The sequence below is a fragment of the Polyangium jinanense genome (assembly GCF_028435365.1).
This window is the reverse complement of sequence record NZ_JAGTJJ010000049.1, coordinates 29,342-50,046: the sequence shown is the minus strand read 5'-3', so window position 1 is coordinate 50,046 and position 20,705 is coordinate 29,342. Positions and strand designations below refer to the sequence as shown.

The window sequence follows — 20,705 nt, the reverse complement described above, 5'->3', positions numbered from 1 at the left end:
GAACACCGTGGCATGAGCCTCGCTGCCGTGGCGCCGCGGCCTGGCAAAAGGTAAAAGTAAGCTGCCATGAGCAAGCGCCCGCCTTCCCCCACGGATCGCTCCTTCCGCGACGCGTTCCGGCGTTTTTCCGGTCGCGTGCGGCGGCGGCTCGCGCTCGAACGGATGCTTTCGGGCGCGGCGATCGGCCTCGTGCTCGGCGCAGGCGCGGCCGCGGCGGCTTGGCAGACGCGGCACGGGGCGTTCCGGCCGTGGATGGCCGCGGGCGGCGCGCTCGGCGCGGCGGCCGGCGCGATCGTGGCCCGCCGGAGGCGCTGGCGGGATGAAGACGTCGCGCTGTACCTGGACGGGCGCCTCGGCGGCAAGGAGTCGATCTCCACGGCGATCGAGCTCGACCGCGAGGACGAGCGTGACGATCCGGCGCGCGCGGTCGTGCTCTCGCAAGCGACGACGGTGCTCGAAAAGGCAAACCCGAAGGATGCGCGCCCGCGGTTCGTTCGGGCGTATCACCTCGCGATTCCGCTCGGGCTCGCGGCGATCGGCTACATGTCGCTGCTCCCGCTGCCCGCGCTCCCGCCGCCGCCCGCGCCGCCGCCGGGCGCCGAGCAGGTCAAGCTCGCGGACATCAAGGGGCTCGACAAGATCATCGACCTCGCGAACGCGAACGCGCGCGACGACGCCCAGAGGAAGCGCCTCGACAAGATCGCCGAGGACGCGAAGAAGCTGCGCGAAAAACTCCGGGAGGGCATGGAGAAGCGCGAGGCGCAGGCCGAGATCGGAAAGCTCAAGGACGCGATCACGGCCGAGCGGCTCTCGCTCGGCGACGGCGAGCAGCGTCAGGGCTTGGAGAGCGCGCTCGGCAAGCTCGCGGAGAACCCCGACCTCAAGGACGCGGCGAAGGCGCTCGGCGATCGTGATCTCGTCTCGTTCGACGACGCGATGGAGAACCTCGCGAACAAGCTCGAAAAAGAGGACCGCGATCGCGCGAAGAAGACACTCGAAGAGGCCGCCGAGGCCGCGCGCAAGCAAAACGCGCCGGACGTGGCGAAGGCGCTCGAGGAGCAGAAGAAGCGCCTCGAAGAGATGGCCAAGAAGAACGAGAAGCTGAAGGAGCTCGGCAAGGCCCTCGGCGAGGGCTTGTCCGAGGACGCGAAGGAAGCGCTGAAGGATCTCGACAGCGGCAAGGCCGGCGGCAAGGAGCAGCAGAAGCTCGCGGAGAAGCTCGAAGAGGCGCTGGGCAAGCTCACGCCCGAGGAGCGTAAGCGGCTCGCCGAGAACATGAAGAAGCGCGCCGCCGAGATGAACGGCGAAGAGGCGCCGGGCGAGGGGCCGAGCAAGGAGCAACTGCAAGAGCTCGCCGAGGAGCTCGAATCCGAGGAGGGCCAGAAGCGGCTCGCCGAGGAGCTCAAGAAGATGGCCGAGCCCGAGCCCGAGGGCAGCGAAGAGGGCGAGCGGCAGAAGCGGCTGGACGACGCGCAGAAGGGCCTGGGCGAAGCCGAGGGGCAACTCGGCGCGCCGATGCCGGTGCCCGTGCCGGGGCAAGGTCCGGGGAACAAGCCCGGGAACAAGGCCGGCGAGAAGCCCGGCGGCAGCAATGGGAGCCCCGGATCCGGCGGCAAGGACGAGGGGCAGCCGTTCGCCGGTCACAGCGAGGGCGGCGGGCCGGGCGATCACAAGGGCCAGACCGGCGTGGTCGACGGTCCCGGCATGAAGGCCCGCGCAACCGGCCCGATCAACAAGGGCAAGCCCATGCCGGGGCTCGTCATGGGACGGACTTCGGGGCGAGCGGGTGAATCGGCGAACATCCAGGGGACAGGCGCGCTCGGGCAGGCCGCGGCGGGGGAGCTCGGGGCGATCGAGCGGAGCGATGTGCCCGAGGAGTACCGCGAGCAGGTCGGGCGCTATTTCCAGCCCAAGTGACGGCAGAGCGCGAGTACGCTGCGCGCTGGCATGACGACGACGGGCGACTTTCAAAAAAGGCTCGAGCGGGCCCGCGAGGCGAGCGCGCGCCTCAAGGACGCGATCGGGCAGGTGATCGTGGGCCAGGGCGAGGTCGTGGAGCAGGCGCTCTGGGGCCTCGTGGCCGGCGGACACGTGCTGCTCGAAGGCGCGCCCGGGCTCGGCAAGACGCTGCTCGTGCGCACGATCGCGAGCTGTCTCGACCTGAAGTTCTCGCGCATCCAGTTCACGCCCGACCTCATGCCGAGCGACGTGACGGGCACGAACATCCTCGTGACGTCGGCCGACGGATCGAGGCACTTCGCCCTGCACAAGGGGCCGATCTTCGGCCAGGTCGTGCTCGCGGACGAGATCAACCGCGCGACGCCAAAGACGCAGAGCTCGCTGCTCGAAGCGATGCAGGAGCACGCGTGCACGATCGGCGGCGTGCGGCACGCGATGGAAGAGCCGTTCTTCGTGCTCGCCACGGAGAACCCGATCGAGATGGAAGGGACGTACCCGCTGCCGGAAGCGCAGCTCGATCGATTTCTGCTCAAAGTGATGGTGCCGAGCCCGACCGAGGACGAGATGACCGAGATCCTCGCGCGCACGACGGGCCAGCCGAAGGACGCGCCGCCGCGCGTGCTCGATCGCGACGAGGTGCTCGCGATCCGCTCGGCGTGCCGCGACGTCGCCGTGGCCGAGCCGATCATGCGCTTCGCCTCGCGCCTCGTCCGCGCGAGTGATCCCACGACACAAGGCGCGCCCGATCTCGTGCGGCGCGCGATCCGCTACGGCGCGGGCGTGCGCGGCGCGCAGTCGCTCGTGCTCGCGGCCAAGGCCGTGAGCGTGCTCGAAGGGCGCGCGCACGTGTCGTTCGGCGATGTGCAGCGCGTTGCCAAGCCCGTCCTGCGCCACCGCCTGATCCGATCCTTCGAGGGCGAGGCCGATGGGGTCACGACCGATCAGGTGGTCGACGCGCTTGTCGAGAGCGTGCCCGCCCGGCCGGAGAACGTGGAGCAGGCGATCCGTCGATGAGGCTCCGCGCGCTCTCTCTGGTCCCGATCCTCGCGCTCGCGCCGGTCGCGACGCACGCCGAGCCCGCGCAGACGAGCGCCGCGACGTCCATCGCGGAGGTGCCCCCGCCGGGGCGTGCGAACGTGTCCTTCGAGGTCGCGCCGCTGCTCGGCTCGACCTCGCCGACGCCCGCGGGCTGGAGCGGGTTCCTCGTGCGGGTGCAGAACAACGAGGCGAAGCCGCTGCGCGGCGAGGTCGAGGTTCTGAGCCGGCTGCACTCGGACCAGATGCGCTTTCGCGCGACGGCGCCGTTCGTCGTCGGCGCGGGGACGAGCGTGGTCGTCCGGCTGCCGACGCATGGAGCCGTGTACGGCGAGACCAACGTCGTCGCACGGGACGACGCGGGCGTGGTGCTCGGCAGCCACACGGCGGCCGTGACGAACATGCAGGAGGTCTTCCTGCTCGACGTGAGCGAGACGTCGCGGCTCAAAGGCGCGCTCCATGACGCCTCGATCTCGCCGCTGTTCTCGCCGTGGGGCGGCTACGGCGCGTACGGCACGGGGCCGCAGCTCAAGGTGGGCGCGCCGCGCTTCGATCCGGTGACGGGAGATCCGATCCTGCCCGATCGCGCCGCGCTCTACGCGCCCGCGTCCGCCGTGCTCCTGCGCTCGGACACGCTCGTGAAGATCGGCGCGGCCGAGCTCGAAGCGCTGAGCGGATACGTCCTCGCCGGTGGCACGCTCGCGGTCGCGCTCGCGCGCCCCGAGGACCTCCGGAGCCCCCTCCTCGCCGCGTTCGCGGGCGGCGAGATCGCGCAGACATCGGTGCACTCCGAGACGCTGCGGGAGCTCGTCCTGCCTTCGGCGCCCTCGAACGCCACGAAGTCGATCCCCTTCGCCGAAGCGGCGAACGAGGAGGTCGCAAAGACGCTCGCCGGCTTCTCCGGCGGCAACCTGCACGGGAGCCGCTACGGGGCCTCGGCGACGTACGGACTCGGCGAGTTTCACCTGCTCGCCTTTGATCCCACGCGCAAGCCCGCGGTCGACGACCCTTGGGCACAGGCGCGCGTGCTCGATCTCACGCGCAGGGCCTTCGATCGGAAGAGTTCGATCGTCTACCGCCAGGGCGGCTCGCCCGGCACCGTGGATCTCGATCGCGTGCGGCAGGAGCTCGATCCGAACGAGAGCTCGCGCTGGGGGATCGCGGTCGCCGCGCTCCTGCTCATCGTCTACGCGGTCCTCGCGGGACCGGTGAACTTCACGATGCACGGGAGCAAGGGCAAACCCCTGCGCGCGCTCGTGTGGCTGCCGATCCTCTCGGCGATCGCGTTCTTCGCGGTCGTGCTCATCGGCCTCGCCGCGAAGGGCCTCTCGGGCCGGTCGCGCCACCTCACGCTCGTCGAGGCTGGCGCGGGCATGACGAAGGGCACGGCGCGGCGGTGGCGTGGCTTCTTCACGCCACGGTCGAAGGATCTCACCGTTCGCACGAGTGACGGGTCGAGCGTGGTCACCACCGCGGTCGTGGCCGCGCCCGCGACGATCGACGATCACATGCTCGTCGATCGCGACGGCGCGCGCCTCGTCGATCTCGCGCTCTTGCCCTGGCAAACCGTGGTCGTCCGCGAGGACGGGTTCGCCGATGTCGGCGAGGGGATCTCGATCGTGCGCGAGGGCGAGAAGGACACGGCCGTGACGAACCGGAGCGGCCACGATCTGCGGGCCGCGGTGCTCGTCTTGCCGGGCCTAGAGCCGCGGTATTTCCCGATGATCAAGGACGGCGAGCGGGTGCTCGCGAGCGCGGGCAAGGACGTGAAGGCGTCGCCCCAAGGGACGACCTGGGTCCGGCAGATCGGCGGCACGCGGCGCGCGGGATCGTTGGATCTTCATCCGCTCGCCGGGCACTACCTGGGCACCTTGATCAACGCCGACGCGCCCGGGCTCGGCGAGGCGTGGCTCGCCGTCGAGGGCAGCTCGGGCGGGCTCGTGGACTGGTTCCCCGAGGACGTGCCGGTGCTTCTCGGTCAGCTCGACGGCGGTGAGGGCAAGACCTCGGACGCGGGCCTCAAGCTCGAGCGGGATCGGCTTCTCGTGCGGGTCGTCGGATACGGAGGTCGGCCGTGAGCGAGCCCGTCGCAACGCCCGAGACCTGGGAGCGATCACCCGCGACCGCGGTCGAGCCGCCTGCGCTCGTCACGCCCGCGCCGCCGACGATCCGCGTGCGCCACCTCTGGCACCGCTTCGCGAACCGCGACGTCCTGCGCGACGTGACCTTCGACGTCGGCGCGGGCGAGATCTTCGGCTTCATCGGGCCGAACGGCGCCGGAAAAACCACGACGATCCGCGTGATGGCCACGCTGCTCGAGCCGATGGCCGGGCGCGTGGAGATCGACGGGATCGACGTCACGCTCGACCCCGACGCCGTGCGCAAGGTGATCGGCTACATGCCGGATCACGCGGGCGTCTACGATCGCATCACGGTGCGCGAGTACCTCGAGTTCTTCGCGGACTCGTTCCGCGTGCCCTCGATCAGCGTGGTCGACGCGGTCCTCGAGCTGACGGACCTCGGCAAGCTGCAGGATCGGCTCGTCGCCGAGATGTCGAAGGGCATGAAGCAACGGCTTCAGCTCGCGCGCATCCTCCTGCACGACCCGAAGGTGCTCATCCTCGACGAACCGGCGAGTGATCTCGATCCGCGCGCCCGCATCGAGATCCGTGATCTCTTGCTGGAGCTGCGTGGCCTCGGCAAGACGATCTTCCTCTCGTCGCACATCCTCACGGAGCTCAGCGACGTCTGCACCTCGATCGGCATCCTCGAGCGCGGCCGTCTCGTCGTCGCAGGTCCCATCCACGAGATCTCGGCGCGGCTCGAAGCGATCCGCGCGGCCGAGGCGCACGGTCACGCGCCGCCGCCGCGGTACGTGCCGCCGGGCGTGCGCGCGCTCGTGCCCGCGCAAGGCGCGCCCGCTTCGCCCGTGATGGCAGGCGCGCCGCAGCACGCACCCGCGATCAGCGCCCCCGTGCCCGCGATGGATCCGAGCGCACCCGTGGCCCCGCCGCAGCCGCACGTGCCGGCGCCGATCCCGCCCACGCCAAACGTTCGTCGGGTGAAACTGCGTGTCCTCGGCAATCCCGAGGCGGCCGCGTACTTCCTGCGCGGCGGGCCCGGGATCGTCGAGGTCAGCGTCATCGGGGGCGTCGTGCACGTGGGCTACCAGGGCACGGAGACGAAGATCGCGGAGATGGTGACCCACCTCGTGCACCGCAACATCGGCATCGTGGGCGTGGAGCCGGAGAGGAACGAGCTCGAGCGCATCTTCCTCGAGGTCACGCGCGGAGACGTCCAATGAGCGCGCAGACCGGAACCGCAACGGCCGCGGGCACCTCGCGCCTGCGCCGCCTGCTCGACGATCCGAACCCCATCTGGATCCGCGAGCTCCGCCAGTCCGCGCGGCTCGTCCGCACACCGATCATCCTCTGCGTGCTGTCGATCCTGGCCACGCTGGCGATCGCCTCGATCGGCGGCCTCGTCTCGATCAACGAGAGCCCAGCGACCACGGGGTACGTCCTCTTCCAGGTCTTCTTCTCGCTCGCGTACTTCGTGGTCACGTTCGTCGGGCCCGCGGTCGCGGCGAACGCGATCGCCTCGGAGCGCGAGGGGCGCACCTGGGAAGCCGTGATCCTCACGGGCCTGCGCCCCGAGGTGATCGCGCGCGGAAAGTTCCTCGCCGCGTACACGTCGATCAGCATGTACGTGGTGATGCTCGCGCCCGTCGGCGCGCTGCCGTTCCTGTTCGGCGGCGTCACCGCGACGGAGACGATCGTCGCGTTCGGCTTCTTGTTCCTCATCGCGGGCCTCGCGGTCGCCTTCGGGCTCGCGGTGAGCTCGAAGATGAACAGCCTGCGCGCCGCGCTCGTGGTCACGTTGATCTGCGCGGTGATCGTCTCGCTCAACGTCTACGGCTGGCTCGGTGTGGGGCTTTCGATCCCCGCGCATCACGCCTGGTCGGGCGTGCCGGACGGCCCGCCGATCTGGCTGCCGACGGCGTACGCGCGTGCGCCCTTTGATCTCACGTACGTCCTCTGCTTGATCCTCCTTCCGATCGTGGCGACGGCGCTGCCTGCGTGGTTCCTCTACGAGGTCACGATTGCGAACCTCACGAGCATCACGGACGATCGCTCGACGGGCCTCAAGCGTTGGTTCCTCGTGTCCGCGCCGGTCTTCGCGCTCTGCACGGCTGCGCCGGTCGCCGCGGTCGACGCGTACGACGAGCTCGAGGCCGCGGTCGCGGGCATCTGCGTGCTGCTCGTCTTCCTGATGATCTCGGTCTACCTCTTCCTCGGCGACTCGCTCGGGCCCTCGCGGCGCGTGCGATTGCACTGGGATCGGCAGGGCGCGGGCCGGCTGCGGAGGCTGCTCGGGCCGGGCATCCTCGGCACATCGGTGATGCAGCTCGGCGGGGCCGCGGTTGCGTTTTTGATGCCGGTCGCGGCCGGGATCGTCGCGCTGATGAACAACGCGAGCCCCAAGCTGAAGATCCTGCAGATCCTCATCGTCGTGCTCTACGCGGGCTCGTTTTACCTGTTCTCCGTGGGGTTCGGCGCGTTTTTGCGGGCGCGGTCGAGCACCGCGCTGCTCTCGCGTGTCTTGCTCCTCGCGGTGCATTTCCTCGTCGCCGTGGGGCCGTGGATCGTCGCGGCGATCGCGGGCATCTTCGCGTCGCCCTCGGGTCGCAGCGCGCTCATCGTGGCCGCGCCGTCGCCGCTCTACGTTTTCGTCGCGCTCGGCGCGATGGAGACGAGCGGTGAGGAAATGCTCGTCGTGGCCTCGGTGGTCGCGTCGGCGGTGTGGGGCCTGCTCGGGATCATGTTCCTCACGCTCGCGCGGAGCCGCGTGATGCGCGTCATCGCCGCGCACGAGGCCGCGCTCGGCGAGAGCGATCGGATCCTCGCCGAGGAGGACGCCGCGGCGGTGCGCGTGATGGAGGACGCTGCGGCCGCGGCGGCAGCGCAACCGGCGGCCGCCGTGCCCCCGGCCGAGCCCGAGCCCGCGGTTGCGGGCTGAGCCAGGGCGCCGGACGGATCAAAGCTCACTGCAGAGGGGATCCCCGGGGGCGCATCCCTTTCGCGGCGGCGCGGAGCCCTGCGGGCGGGGCGCCAGGCCGGGGGTGAACTCCGCGAGCTCGAGCAGGTTCACGAAGCGGGCCCTGTGCCCGCCGGGATCCGTGCCGAGGTTTTTCTTGGCCATCGCCGCGATGTCCGCGACCGTCAGGTTCCCCTTGAATGGCGAATCTCGTAGCAGCAGGCCAAACGCCGCCACCGACGCGGCGAAGTAGAAATCCGTGCTCCCCCCCCGATGCCATTCGTCCCGGAGCGGCACTTCGATCTCCTGGCTCGTTTGTCCCGACATGTCCTTGTAATGGACCCGCAGCGTGAGCAGGTACGGCACGCGCGGCGCCTCCGAGCCCCCCGAGGTATCGGGCCTGGGTTCGAGCTCGTAGAGCGCGGTCACCCCTTGCCCGGCGTACAGATCGACCGGGCCTTTCCAGGCATCCAAAAACTCGCGCTCCGGTCCCGTCCGATCCTCGTTCCCGATCAGCCGGAACGACCGCACGTACAGCGGATCGAAATCGACCTCGACCCGCACGTCCCTCGCGATCGGCGTGCGCGTCCCCATGGCCTCGTCGACCAGCTCCTTGCGCGCGTCGTCCGGGCTCGTGATCTCCGCGAAGCTCCCCTTGCCCTCCTCGGCCAGGCGCTTCAAGGTTTGTCCGGCCGGACCATCCATCGGACCGAACCCGAGCGCCGACAGCGAAATGCCCGTAGCCGCCTTCTCGCGGACGAGCGCCGTGAGCCGGCCCTCCTCGGAATTCGCCACGAAATGGGCGTCCGTCGCCAGAAAGACCCGGTTCACGCCGCCCGCGACGAAATGCGCCTGCGCCTCCTTGAAGGCTCGCGCGAGGGAATCGCCGGAAGGGGCCGTCACGCTCGGCTCGAACTTGTCGATGGCGGTGAGGAGCCGAGGTTTGTCGTCGCCCGGCGTCGGCGGCAGATGAGGCTCCTCGGAGGGGTCTCCGTACGCGAGGAGCGTCAGCCGATCCCGCTCGTCGAGCCGCGAGACCAGCCTGCGCAGGGCGGCCTGGAGCAGCGGCAGTTTGTCCGGATCCTTGGCGAAGCCGGGCGATTTGTCGATCACGAAGACCAGGTTTGTCTGGGGGCGGATCGACGGATCGAACGGCGCTGTTTTCAGCGCGAGGCGCACGAGCCTGTGCGAACGGTTCCACGGCGCCGCGTCGACCTCGGCCCGGACGGCGAGCGGCGCGTCTCCGATCGGGGGCGGGTCTTCGTAGGGGAACGCATTGACGAGCTCGTCGACGCGCACCAGGCCCGGCGTCGGCCTGCGCGCGGCCTCGCGGATGTACCGCTCGACGAGCGAATACGAGGCCGTGTCCATGTCGAGTGGGAACGTCGAACGTGCGATGCTCGTCGTGTAGATGAACGGGTTCTCGTCGGCCCTCGGCTTCGATCGCGCGGTCAGCCTGCGGGGCTTCGGGATCCTCTCCGCAACCTCGCCACCCTGACGTGCCCGGTCCTCCTGGAGCATTCTCAGGATCTCTCGCCGCGTCGCCTCGTCGATCTTCGTGTCGTCTTTCGGGGGCGGCGCCGTCGTCTTTTCCTTCTCCTTCTGCGGAGCCTCGAACGCCGCCAAGTCTTTCATCGCTTGCTCCGCCGCGAGCAGGGTTTTTCGGCGTTGAACCATCACGCCGAGCGGAATCGCGACGAGCGCGACCGCGGCGGCCGCGAGCAACATCGGCTGGAGAAAACGCCTTCGGAGCGGCATCACCTTGGGGGTTTCCGTCTCGCGCGTGGCCTCCTCCAGCACCTTTCGTTGCTTTGCCGGAAGCGCCTTCGGCGCGCGCTCCGCGAGCCCTTCGCGCAGCATCTCCGCCGTCATCCGCAGGGCGTCGATCTCCGCGCGGATGTCCGGATCACCGTCGATCGCCGCCTCGATTTCGCGCGATTCGGCCTCGTCGAGCTCGCCGAGCACGTACGAAAGCAGGCGCGGATCGTCCTTCGAGAGCGTCATCGGGTCCTCCTCGCGGCTTCGCGGTCCTTCTTCTCCACCTGCTCGCGCAGCGCGCGCAGCGCCGTATGCAAGAGGAATCCCACGTTCGACACGCTCGTCCCGAGCACCTCCGCGATCTCCTGGTAGCTCAGGTCGCCGCTGAATTTGAGCAGGACCGCCTCGCGTTGTCGTTCCGGCAGGGTATCGAGCGCGCCGAGCACGCGGCGCATCGCCTCCCGGCGCTCGAGGGCCTCCGAGGGCCCGGGTTGATTGTCCGCCATGACCTCGTCCACCTCCGCCACGGGCTCGACCTGTCGTTTGTCGCGCCGAACATCGAGGGCCCGGTTCCGGCAGACCGTGAAGAGCCAGGCCCGAAGGTGCGGCTCCACGGCCGCTCGGTCCTGGTTGCACAAGCGCAGGAACGTGTCCTGCACCACGTCGGCCGCCTGGGCGGATCCCACGATCGCCGAGGCGTAACGGAGCAAAGGGGCCTCGTAGCGCGAGAGCGCGAGAAGGACCCAGTGGCTCGTCGGTTCGCTCGGCATGGGCGCGATCGGAAGTCGTTCTCTCGAAGAACGAGGGGGCGGGAGGTTTCTTAGAGAAAAAAGTACGGGGGCGGCGCGGCGTCTCGGGCGGCTTCTCGCCGGGTGCGGATCGGGGTAGGGGCCCAACATGTCCGACTCCTCCCCGGCCCGCCACGAGGCGGCCCGCAAGAAGCGCTCGGCGCTCTTGGCTTATGTGATCCTGGGCCTCCTCGTCGCGACCTTCGTCGTGCTCCGCGTGATGGTCAAGGTGTACAAGGTCCCGTCCGGGGCGATGGTACCCACGCTCGTGCCCGGCGACTACGTCTCCGCGCTGCGGGGCGGCGAGGTGCATCGCGGCGACGTGATCGTCTTCCCGTTCCCCGAGAACCCGGATCAGCTCTTCATGAAGCGGGTGATCGGGATGCCGGGGGACAGGATCGAGTTCGTGGACGGGCGGCCCATCATCAACGGCTTTCGTGTCCCGCAATGCCGCGTGGGCCGCTACGATTGGGAGGGGCGGACGTACGAGCTTTTCATCGAATGGCTCGACGAACACGCTTACGGCGTTCTGCTCGACGGGCCCGTCTTCGGGGAGACGTGCGAGAAGGACAGTGATTGCAGCGCGATGCAATCGTGCCGGGGCGGGATTTGCGGGACCGTGCAGGGGCCCTGGGTCGTGCCCGCGGGCGAGGCGTTCGTCATCGGCGACAACCGAATGAACAGCCACGACTCGCGGAGCTGGAAAGGTGGAATCGGACGCGGCATGCCGATCTCCACGGTCGTCGGGCGCGTGGCGATGATCATGCTCGGCGGTTTTTCCGGCCGGAGCGCGACGCCCGTGGACGGGCCGCCCATTCTCCCGGCGGGCGCGGCGTCGCTCGGGCCTGCGATGGAAAAGTGCTTGAAGGAAAAAACCGCCGCGACGCCGCCGCCGCCCGCGCGTTAACGCGCCCGCCGCCTTCGCGCCGCGGCGATCCCCGTGCCCACGGCGACCATGGCGAGCCCGAGCCACGGCGCGGCGCGGTCGCCGACCGCGCTGCACGCGCATCCCGTCACCGCGATGTCGTCGTCGCCGCTATCGCCATTCCCTGCGCCCGCGCCGCTCCCGGCGCCGCTGCCCGCGCCTGCGCCGCTGCCCGAGCCCGCGCCCGAGCCGCCGACGCAGACCTTGAGGGGTGAACATGTGCCGCCGAGCGGGCAGGCGCTGGCCGCGTCGCAGGCGCCGAGCACGTTGATCTCGAGCGGGGGCGCGCCGTCGCCGATCCACCCGCCCGAGCAGCCGATCTCCTCGATACAGAGCTCGGTTTCGACGCACGTCGCGCCGTCCTTGCAATCGACGTTGGTCTCGCAGAACAGGGGCGCGCACTGCGGGGGTCCGTGGCAGAACTCGCCCACGCTGCCCTCGGGGCAGTCGGACGGCGGATCCGAGAGGACGTCCGCGGACGCGGGGGCCGCAAAAAGCATCGCGGCGGCTGCAAAAAGGAAGAAGCGGGTGCGCATGAAGAAGCCTCCTCCGACGATGTCGTTCGCCGGTCTGCGGGATACGCTACCGCCACGGCGGGCCGCGGAAAAGGGGGAGATGGTGTCGAGGCTTCCCTGCCGGCGATGGGTTGGGCTAGAATCCCGCCATGGACGTCGCCACCCTGATCGCGCGGCAAGAACGCGGCGAGTCGCTCGAATTCCTGTTCTTCTGGGGCCATACGCCGAGCGAGGAAGGGACGCTTGGACCTTTCATTTTGAGCCAATGGTATCCCGCGCCGTTCGTCGTGCGCGGGCAGAGGTACGCGGCCGCCGAGCATTTCATGATGGCCGAGAAGGCGCGGCTGTTCGGGGACGAAGTGACGCGCGCGAAGATCCTGGCGACGGAGGATCCGGGCAAGGCGAAGGCGCTCGGGCGCGAGGTGCGTGATTTCGACGAGGCGCGGTGGCGCGAGCACCGGTTCGGGATCGTGGTGGAGGCGAGCCTCGCGAAGTTCGGCCAGAATCCGGCCCTCGGCGAATGGTTGCTTCGCACCGGATCGAAGATCCTCGTCGAGGCGAGCCCGCGGGACACGATCTGGGGGATCGGGCTCGGCGCGTCGAATCCGCGAGCGACGGACCCTCGGGCGTGGCGAGGGCTGAATTTGCTGGGATTTGCGCTCATGGAGGCGCGCGAAGGGCTTGCCGGCGCGGCGCCTCCTCGATAGGCTCGGCCCCCGAGACGACGTGCGCGGCCGATGAGTAGCGACAGCGAGATGGAGCTTCCGGTCAGGGCGGGCGACGTGATCGCCGGGAAATACCGTGTCGATCGGGTGCTCGGCGTGGGCGGCATGGGCGCCGTCGTCGCCGCCGAGCACACGGATCTCGAGCAGCGGGTGGCCATCAAGTTCATGCTCGAGGCCGCGGCCAAGAACGAGGTCGGCAAGAAGCGCTTTTTGCGTGAGGCGCAGGCCGCGACGAAGCTCCGGAGCGAGCACGTCACGCGGATGCTCGACTTCGGCACGCTCGACGACGGCGTGCCGTACCTCGTGATGGAGCTGCTCGAAGGCAAGGACCTCGACGAGATGATCCGCGCCGCCGGCAAGCTGCCGATCGAGGAGGCGTGCGAGGTCGTGCTGCAGACGTGCGAGGCGCTCGCCGAGGCGCACGGGCGCGGCATCGTGCATCGAGACATCAAGCCGGCGAACCTGTTCGTGACCCGGCGCGCGGATGGAAGCCCCGCGGTGAAGGTGCTCGATTTCGGAATCGCGAAGCACCAGGATCCCGCGGCGCTCGACGGCACGGCGCTCACGCGTAGCAACGCGCTACTCGGCTCGCCGATGTACATGTCGCTCGAGCAGTTCCGGGCGGCGCGTGAGGTCGACGCGCGCAGCGACATCTGGTCGATTGGCGTGGTGCTGTACAAGGCGCTCACCGGGACGATGCCGTTTGTCGCCGATTCGCTCGGCGCGCTCATCATGGTGCTGATGACCGAGGATCCCGAGCCGCCGGGGCAACGCCGGGAGGACCTGCCGGCCGAGCTTGGCGAGGTCGTGCTGCGTTGCTTGCAAAAAGACCCGGCCGATCGCTTCCAGAGCGTGGCCGAGCTCGCGGATGCCCTCGCCCCGTTCGTGCCCGAGCGGTCGAGGGCGCTGCTCGATCGCATTCACGCGCACCTCGCCGGGCCGCGCGCGCCGCAGAGCTTGCCGCCCGAGGCGCCGGCCGGGAAAACGGGTCATCCATCGCCCGGACAAACGACGGGTGCGTCGCTCGGGAAAAAGGAACGTTCGTCCGGAGGAACGACGGGCGAAGGGGCGCGGCCGAGCGGGGGAGGCGAGCGGCTGTCGACGCAGGCGATGGGGAAGACGGCCTCGACGTGGTCGCAGACCCAGATGGGCGCGCCTCATCGGTCGGGAAAATGGTTCGTCCTGACAGGCGCGGTTGCTTTGCTCCTGGGAATCGTGGGGACGCGGCTGCTCGGGGGCCGCGAGGAGAAAACCATGACCGCGGAGCCGCCGCGGCCGCCGGCCATCGAGACGCCTGCGCCGGCCGTGACCCTGGCGCCTGCGCCCAGCGCGACCGTCGCGCCCCCGCAGACCGCGGAGACGGCCGCCGCGCCCCCGAGCACGTCCGCGGCGCCTTCCGCGAGCGTGGCGGCGGCGCCCAAGGTCGCGGCGCCCGTGAAGACCGGCACGACGAAGCCTGCGGCGACCGAGACGCCGAGCGCGGCCCCCACGACCGGACTGGTCCCCGATTTCGGAGGCCGGAAGTGAAACGCGCCGCCGGGTTTTTCCTCGCCGTGGCGCTCTTCGGCGGGGCGCGCCCCGGGGTTGCCCAGCAGGGCGACGTGGCCGCGGCCGAACACCTCTTCAAGGAGGCGCTCGCCCTCATGGAGAAGGGCGATTACGAGCACGCGTGTCCACGGCTGGCCGAGAGCCACAAGCTCGATTCGGGCATCGGCACGTTGCTTTATCTGGGTGATTGTCAAGAAAAACTAGGTAAGTTCGCGACCGCGTGGGCTACGTTCCGCGAGGCGGCCGACGCGGCGCGCCGGGCGGGCCAACCGGACCGGGAGAAGATCGGGCGGACGCGGGCCGACGCGCTCGAAGCGAAGCTCTCGCGCCTCGTCATCGAGGTGCCGGATTCGATTTTGCGTGATGGGTTCGTCGTGCGTCGTGATGGGCTGGAGGTAGGGTCCGTCCTGTGGAACACCGGCGTGCCCATCGATCCGGGCACGTACAAGATCGAGGCGACCGCGCCGGGGAAAGTGCCGTATTCGACATCCGTGGTGATCGAGCGTGGATCCGCGACGACGACCGTGATGTTGCCGCCGCTCGAAGACGCGAAGGTCGAGCCGCCGCCGGCGAAGCCCTTGCTCGAGCCCGTGAAATTGCCGCCGCCTCCGCCGCCCCCGCCGCCTCGGCCGAAGCCCAAAGGGATCGGGCCGCTCGGGATCGTGGGCATTGCGGCGGGTGGGGCGGGCCTGCTCACGATGGGCGCGTCCCTCGGCGTGGGGCTCGCGGCGCGCGCGCGGTTCGACGAGGCGGCGCCTTTCTGCGACGCCACGTATTGTGATCGGGAAGGCGTTGCCATTCGGAAGGACGCCAAGGATCTCGCGGGCGTCGGGACGGCGATCTTCGTGCCTGGCGCGGTCCTCACGGCCGCGGGCGCCGCGCTTTTCGTCGTCTCGCTCGCGACGCGGGGGCCGTCGGATGCGGCGCCCAAGGCGAGCGTGACCTTGACGCTCGGACCCGGGGGGATCTTCGCGCGAGGGAGCTTTTGATGCGCGTTCGTCCTGCCAACCTTGTTCTCGTCCTCGGGGCGCTCGCGGGCGCGACGGGTTGCGCCTCGGTTTTTGGCATCGAGGAGGGCGTGTTGCGCCCGAGCATCGAGGTCTCCGGCTCGATTCGCAAGGATACGACGTGGTATGCGGATCAGACCACGATCCTGACGGGATACGTGGTGGTCGAGTCGGGCACGACGCTCACGATCGAGCCGGGCACGCGGATCCTCGCCCACACGGAGGGCGGGATCCTCGTGAGGCCAGGCGCGCGGATCGTCGCGCGCGGCACGAAGGAGGCGCCGATCGTGTTCACGAGCGCGGCGACCGAGCGCTCCGACGGGGATTGGCGCGGCGTCATCCTCTGTGGGCGCGCCCCGATCAATGGCGCGCCCAGCGGCCGAAAGCTCGATGTCCTTCCTCCCGGCATCAATGCCACCTGCGGCGGGACGGCGGAGGACGATAGCAGCGGCGAGCTCCAGTTCGTGCGGATCGAGTTTGCGGGCCGGAACGACGGCCTTTCTGGCTCGCCGGGCGGGTTCCGCCTGGAGGGCGTCGGGAGCGGCACGGTCGTCGAGCACGTGCAGGTGCACCGCACCGAAGACGACGCCATCGATCTGCGGGGCGGGACGGTGTCGGTGAAGCACATCCTCGTCACGGGGTACGAGGACGACGGCTTCGACTGGGCGCTCGGCTGGCGTGGCAAGGGTCAATTCATCGGCGTCGTGATGGGCGACATGCAGGGCGACACGGGCATCCAGGCCGGTCAGGGCACGAGCGATTCCGAGGTCGACGGCGCGGGATCGGCGCCTTCGGATCCTTTGCTGTACAACGTGACGCTCGTGGGAATGGCCGACCAGTTCGGGCCGAACGTGAAGCTGCGGGGCGGGACGCGCGGGCGGATGTTCGACATGCTCGTGGCGAACGCGGGGGACACGGGCCTGGCCATCGACGAGACGCCGACGCACGAGAATGCGAACGCGGGGCTGCTCGACATTCGCCATTCGATCTTCGCGAACGACGACAATTTCGAGGACGGCGAGGCTGAGTTCGCGGAGTCGGACTGGGCCACGGAGCCGGTGCGGAACAATCGCGCTCTGACGCCGGACGAGAGTGGTTTGCCGCTGTTCACGAACGGCCCGGTGTATCTGTCGCTCGTGAGCGGGGCGAAGGGGCTTTCGGGAGCGATTGCGCCGCCGGACGACGGGTTTTTCGATCCGACCGCGCTCTTCGTGGGCGCCTGCGGCGAGGTGTGCCCGGATTTCGAGGGGTGGACGGCCTTTCCGGATCGGTGAGACGTGGTAGAATGCGGGCATGTCGGATCCGGCTCGCGCGTCGAAACGTCCGAAGACCTGGGAAGACCTGGCGGATTTGCCCGAGGGGGTTGTCGGGGAGATCGTTGGGGGGGAGATCGTCCTCCTGCCTCGCCCGAGCCCGCCGCACGGGCGGGCGCAGGCGAAGCTGCATGCGAAGATTGGCGGCGCCTTCGACCTGGGCGAAGGGGGGCCAGGCGGGTGGGAGATTCGCCCGGAGCCCCGTATCCGGTTCGGGGAAGAGATCCGCGTACCCGATCTGGCAGGCTGGCGGATCGAGCGCTTCGAGGAGCCGCACGAGGGCCCGTTCCTCGTGGCCCCGGACTGGGTTTGCGAGATTCTCTCGCCGAGCACGGCTCGCTCCGATCGGACAGCAAAGCTCAGGCTTTACGCTCACCACGGCGTCCGCCATTATTGGATCATCGACCCAGAGTTGCAGACGCTCGAGGTCTACCGGCTCGAAGGCAAGTTATGGGTTGTCGCGGCGACATTTGACGGGGATGTGCGCGTCCGCGCCGAGCCGTTCGAAGCGATTGAAATCGATCTTTCCCTGCTCTGGACGCCTCGTCCGCCCACCCCTTGACCCTCACCCCCGCCGATACATCACATCCGTCCGGAGCACGTATTTCGTCCCCTCGATCACCGGCGCTCCTCGGTGGTACAGCGAGTGCGAGAACACGAGCGCCATTCCGCGCCGCGGCTCCACGCGGATCTCGTCGTCGGTCACGTACATGAAATCGGTCGTCCCGCCGACGCAGTCTTCATTGAGGTAAAATATCAACGTCAAGAGGCTCTGCTCCTCCGGCGTGCGGAGGAACGCGCCGTCCCGGTGCCAGTCGAATTGCTGGCCCGGCGTGTAGCGGTAATACCGGAATCGCTCGTTGAGCCCCACGGGGCGATACGCGCCGAGCTCTGCCGGCACGTGCGCCGCGACCCGCGGCCAGAGCTCGGCCGCGAGGGCCGGGTCGTCCTGCATCACGCGCCGGTTGTTGCGGACGTCCTTCGCCATCACGAACTTGTTCGGGCCCACCGTGATCGGCGCGTCCGTGAAGCCGTGGGCCTCGGCGCGCCGGATGAGGTCGTCGCACTCGGCGGGGGCGAGGACGTTCGAGAGCGTGAAGAGCTCCTTGCCGGTCGCGAGCCGGCGTTTCTCGATGGCGTTCATGCCGGACACCATGCGGCCGCGCCGGGCGGCTGAACAGGGCAGAACCGGGCAGGAACCGGGCGGGGCCGGCGGTGGACAGGACGGCCCGCCGGAAGGATGATGCGCAGGCGAATCGAATGGCGCAGCGGTTCAACCACGAGGCCTTGCTGCGGGCACGCCTCGAGCTCGAGCTCACCCAGGAGGAGCTCGCTGCCTCGGTCGGCGTGGACGTGCGCACGTACCGCCGGTACGAATCCGGCGAGGTCAACGAGGGCGGCTTTTCCATCCGGCAACCCGCCCGGCGAAAGCTCATCGAACGGCTCTCCGCCGAGCTCGGGATCGCCGCCGCGGACCTGGTGATCGACGCCGCGCCCGAGCCTCCCGCGCCCGCGCCGAAGCTTTTTCCGCCCGAGCACGTGCACACGCTCCAGCGCGCGCCGCATTTCGTGGGGCGCGAGGAGATCCTCGACGAGCTGTGGGCATGGGCTTCGGCGCCCGAGAAAGGCCAGACGCCGGGCGTGGTCGCGCTCGTGGGCGTGGGCGGCGCGGGGAAGACGGCCATCGCCGAGCGGCTCGTGACGCGGATCGGTGATGCGCCGCGGCACGGCGGGCTCTTCGTATGGAGTTTTTACGATGACGAGCGCACGGAGGCATTTCTGGCCCACGCCGTGCGGTATTTCGCGGGGGCGGAGGCGCAGGCCGGGGAGCGGCTGGAGAAGCTGCTCCTCGCGCTCGGGAGCGGGCCGCCGCATTTGCTCGTGCTCGATGGGCTGGAGACGGTGCAAGCCTCGGGCGGGGCCTCGCGCGCGCACGGCGAGCTCGAAGATCCGCTGGTGCGGCGCCTGCTCGTCGCGCTCGCTCGAGGGCTCGGGGCGGCGCGGGCGCTCGTCACATCGCGGTTTTTGCTGGGGGACCTCGCGCCCTGGGCAGACGCGGGCGCGCGCACCGTGCAGCTCGGGCCGCTCCCGCCGACCGACGCCGCGCGTTTGCTCCGGTCGTGGGGCGCGGACGCGGATGGCGAGGCGCTCGCGCGGGTCGTTCGTGCCTCGGGCGGGCATGCGCTCTCGCTCGCGGTGGCGGGCTCGTATGCGGGGGCGTTTCTCGGCGGCGATTTGCGCCCGCTCGATCCGCTCGATCTCGCCGAGGCCGCGCGCGACGATCCGCTGGCGCGGCGCCTCGCCCGGGTCCTCTCGGCGTATGCGGCCGCGTTGCCCGATGCCGAGCGGGATCTCCTCGCGCGCCTCTCCGTGCTGTCGGCCGGCGCCGACGAGGACGCGCTCCTCGCGCTCGCCTCCGCTTCCCCCCGTGTCGCGGGCGCGCTCGCAGGAGCCTCCGCCGAGAGCCTTCGCCGCGCGCTCGCCCGTCTCGAACGGCTCGGGCTCGTGTTCCGCGCCGGCGGTGAGCCGCCGCGTTGGTCGTCGCACCCGTTCGTCCGGGACCATTTCCGCGGATTGCTCCCGGTCTCGCCCTCGGCCGTGCAGGCGGCGATGAGCCCGCCTTCCGAGGGCACCTTGATCTTCGCGCCCCGGCAAAAACCCCGGGACCGCGGCCGCCTCGACGCCATCGAAGACGTTCTCCGGACCCTCCTTGCTGCGGGCCAGCCGACCGAGGCATACAGGGTGTATTCGCAAACGCTAGGCGGTTTCTCGCACCTCGGACTTGTGCTCGGAGAAATGAGTCGTGGTGCACGAATTTTACGAATGTTTGGCGAGACAACCAATCCGGGATCACCCGCCGCCTCGCTTGCATGGAGCTATCGTCTCGCGTTGCTCTACGAGCGCGGGCTGTATGCGGGAGCGCTCGGGGATCTCGCGTTCGCCAGGCGTTCCTACGAGGAGCACAACACGCTGATCGAAGGGGCGTCCGAGCTATCACACCTCGTTACAGGTATGCGCACGTTGGCATACACGGAGCGGCTCGCCGGAACGCTTTCGGCGGCGCGGGCGCATGCGTCGCGGTCGCTCGTTATCGCGGAGTCGGCCGGCCTCGGCGCGCACATGGCCCGAGGAATCGCGCTTTACGCGTCGATCGCGCACGACCTCGGGGACATCGAAGCCGCGCGCGCGGGTTTTTCGCGGCTCGCGGCGATGGGGGATGCGCGTGTGGCGCGGCGAGGGCTCTGGGAGGCGGAGCACCTCTTCGCGCTCGGGCAGCGGGCGGAGGCCGTGCAGATGACCGAGGCGAACGTCGCCGCCTGCGAGCGCCTCGGCTGGGCCGGGCACGCGGCGCAGGGGCACGTGCTGCTCGGGCTCGCCGTGGTGGACGAGGATCCGGCGGAGGCGTCGCGTCGGCTCGCGGCGGCGCGGGCGTGGGTCGCCGTCTCCGGGGAAGTGGAAATGGCAGCGCGCGTGCACGAGCTGACGGCGCGGCTCGCGCTCGCGCGAGGGGCGTTGTTCGAGGCGGCGCGGGAGGCGCTCGCGGGGGAGCAACTCGCGGAGGCATGTGGGCTCGGTTTGTTCCGGGCGCGGCTCCTCGCGCTCGGGCTCGAAATCGCGCTCGCGCGGGGTGACGACGGGATGACGGTGCGGGCCAAGGACGCGCCCGACCGGGTGCTTGTCGAGGACGCCTGGGGGCGCGCGGACGTTTTGCATTGGGCTGGGCTCTGTCTTTCGAGCGTGGGCGTAGCGGAGATTGGCAAGCGGTATCTCGAAGAGGCGCTCGTTTTGCGGGAGCGGATCGGTCATCCCGGGTGCGATGCGACACGCGAGGAGGTGTGTCGACGTTGATGTCGTTTTGTCTCGTACGGAGGCAAATCGTGGCGTATCGGAGCGTGCCAGGATTCACAAGCATCCAGAAAGGCAACTATTCTTGTAAGGCCCCCGGATTGTCGACGAGTGCCCGTAACGAGCGGTGTACCCACGCCGAGCCTTTTGGACACGACGAGCGCGCCCGGCGCGGCGTCGGCCCTGAACCCACGAAACGCCCAGCGCCGCCACGATCCGAAAAATCACCGGGGCTCACCAAGTCCTTTC

16 protein-coding genes are annotated in these 20,705 nt (G+C 69.7%); 12 read left to right on the top strand and 4 right to left on the bottom strand.

What is annotated here, in order from left to right; translation table 11 throughout:
- The first annotated feature begins 66 nt into the window (after positions 1–66).
- Genes KEG57_RS42515 through KEG57_RS42495 form a run of 5 tightly spaced genes read left to right on the top strand, consistent with a single transcriptional unit; the run spans position 67 to position 8,013 of the window.
- Positions 67–1,917, top strand: a complete 1,851-nt coding sequence (locus tag KEG57_RS42515) for a hypothetical protein (RefSeq protein WP_272459567.1) — start codon at positions 67–69, stop codon at positions 1,915–1,917.
- 30 nt (positions 1,918–1,947) lie between these two features.
- Entirely contained in the window at positions 1,948–2,973 is a 1,026-nt protein-coding gene (locus tag KEG57_RS42510; protein WP_272459566.1) for an AAA family ATPase, read from the top strand.
- Positions 2,970–5,072 (top strand): hypothetical protein, encoded by a 2,103-nt coding sequence (locus KEG57_RS42505; protein WP_272459565.1) that lies wholly within the window; start codon positions 2,970–2,972, stop codon positions 5,070–5,072. Before KEG57_RS42510 ends, KEG57_RS42505 begins: the two co-directional genes overlap by 4 nt.
- Entirely contained in the window at positions 5,069–6,298 is a 1,230-nt protein-coding gene (locus KEG57_RS42500) for an ATP-binding cassette domain-containing protein (protein ID WP_272421971.1), read from the top strand. The genes KEG57_RS42505 and KEG57_RS42500 overlap by 4 nt, the downstream gene beginning before the upstream one ends.
- On the top strand, positions 6,295–8,013 hold the full coding sequence (locus tag KEG57_RS42495; protein WP_272421972.1) for an ABC transporter permease: 1,719 nt from the start codon (positions 6,295–6,297) through the stop codon (positions 8,011–8,013). The genes KEG57_RS42500 and KEG57_RS42495 overlap by 4 nt, the downstream gene beginning before the upstream one ends.
- A gap of 18 nt (positions 8,014–8,031) precedes the next feature.
- Here the strand turns inward: KEG57_RS42495 and KEG57_RS42490 are convergent, their stop codons facing one another.
- Both KEG57_RS42490 and KEG57_RS42485 read right to left on the bottom strand, forming a co-directional pair.
- Complete coding sequence (locus tag KEG57_RS42490; protein WP_272421973.1) at positions 8,032–10,035, bottom strand: YfbK domain-containing protein; 2,004 nt, start codon at positions 10,033–10,035, stop codon at positions 8,032–8,034.
- Positions 10,032–10,559 (bottom strand): RNA polymerase sigma factor, encoded by a 528-nt coding sequence (locus KEG57_RS42485; RefSeq protein WP_272421975.1) that lies wholly within the window; start codon positions 10,557–10,559, stop codon positions 10,032–10,034. The genes KEG57_RS42490 and KEG57_RS42485 overlap by 4 nt, the downstream gene beginning before the upstream one ends.
- 127 nt (positions 10,560–10,686) lie before the next feature.
- Here KEG57_RS42485 and lepB point away from each other — a divergent pair, with 127 nt between their 5' ends.
- On the top strand, positions 10,687–11,484 hold the full coding sequence (lepB, locus tag KEG57_RS42480; RefSeq protein WP_272421976.1) for a signal peptidase I: 798 nt from the start codon (positions 10,687–10,689) through the stop codon (positions 11,482–11,484).
- On the opposite strand, the gene KEG57_RS42475 is transcribed toward lepB, so the two are convergent.
- Positions 11,481–12,038, bottom strand: coding sequence for a hypothetical protein (locus KEG57_RS42475; protein ID WP_272421977.1), 558 nt, complete (start codon positions 12,036–12,038; stop codon positions 11,481–11,483). The genes lepB and KEG57_RS42475 overlap by 4 nt on opposite strands.
- Positions 12,039–12,166: 128 nt before the next feature.
- Between KEG57_RS42475 and ybiA the strand changes: the two genes are divergently transcribed.
- Genes ybiA through KEG57_RS42450 form a run of 5 tightly spaced genes read left to right on the top strand, consistent with a single transcriptional unit; the run spans position 12,167 to position 17,172 of the window.
- A complete protein-coding gene (ybiA, locus tag KEG57_RS42470) occupies positions 12,167–12,724 on the top strand; it encodes a riboflavin biosynthesis intermediates N-glycosidase (RefSeq protein ID WP_272421979.1) in 558 nt (185 codons plus the stop codon).
- A gap of 30 nt (positions 12,725–12,754) precedes the next feature.
- On the top strand, positions 12,755–14,269 hold the full coding sequence (locus KEG57_RS42465; RefSeq protein ID WP_272459564.1) for a serine/threonine-protein kinase: 1,515 nt from the start codon (positions 12,755–12,757) through the stop codon (positions 14,267–14,269).
- Positions 14,266–15,279 carry a peptidase associated/transthyretin-like domain-containing protein gene (locus KEG57_RS42460; protein ID WP_272421981.1) on the top strand — a complete coding sequence of 338 codons (1,014 nt, stop codon included), beginning with the start codon at positions 14,266–14,268 and terminating at the stop codon, positions 15,277–15,279. The genes KEG57_RS42465 and KEG57_RS42460 overlap by 4 nt, the downstream gene beginning before the upstream one ends.
- Positions 15,279–16,571, top strand: coding sequence for a beta-helix domain-containing protein (locus tag KEG57_RS42455; protein WP_272421982.1), 1,293 nt, complete (start codon positions 15,279–15,281; stop codon positions 16,569–16,571). The genes KEG57_RS42460 and KEG57_RS42455 overlap by 1 nt, the downstream gene beginning before the upstream one ends.
- 19 nt (positions 16,572–16,590) lie before the next feature.
- Positions 16,591–17,172, top strand: coding sequence for a Uma2 family endonuclease (locus KEG57_RS42450; RefSeq protein WP_272421984.1), 582 nt, complete (start codon positions 16,591–16,593; stop codon positions 17,170–17,172).
- Positions 17,173–17,175: 3 nt separating this feature from the next.
- On the opposite strand, the gene KEG57_RS42445 is transcribed toward KEG57_RS42450, so the two are convergent.
- A complete protein-coding gene (locus KEG57_RS42445) occupies positions 17,176–17,754 on the bottom strand; it encodes a 2OG-Fe(II) oxygenase (protein ID WP_272421985.1) in 579 nt (192 codons plus the stop codon).
- Between the two features lie 116 nt (positions 17,755–17,870).
- Here KEG57_RS42445 and KEG57_RS42440 point away from each other — a divergent pair, with 116 nt between their 5' ends.
- Complete coding sequence (locus KEG57_RS42440; protein ID WP_272421987.1) at positions 17,871–20,459, top strand: AAA family ATPase; 2,589 nt, start codon at positions 17,871–17,873, stop codon at positions 20,457–20,459.
- The last annotated feature ends 246 nt before the right edge of the window (positions 20,460–20,705 follow it).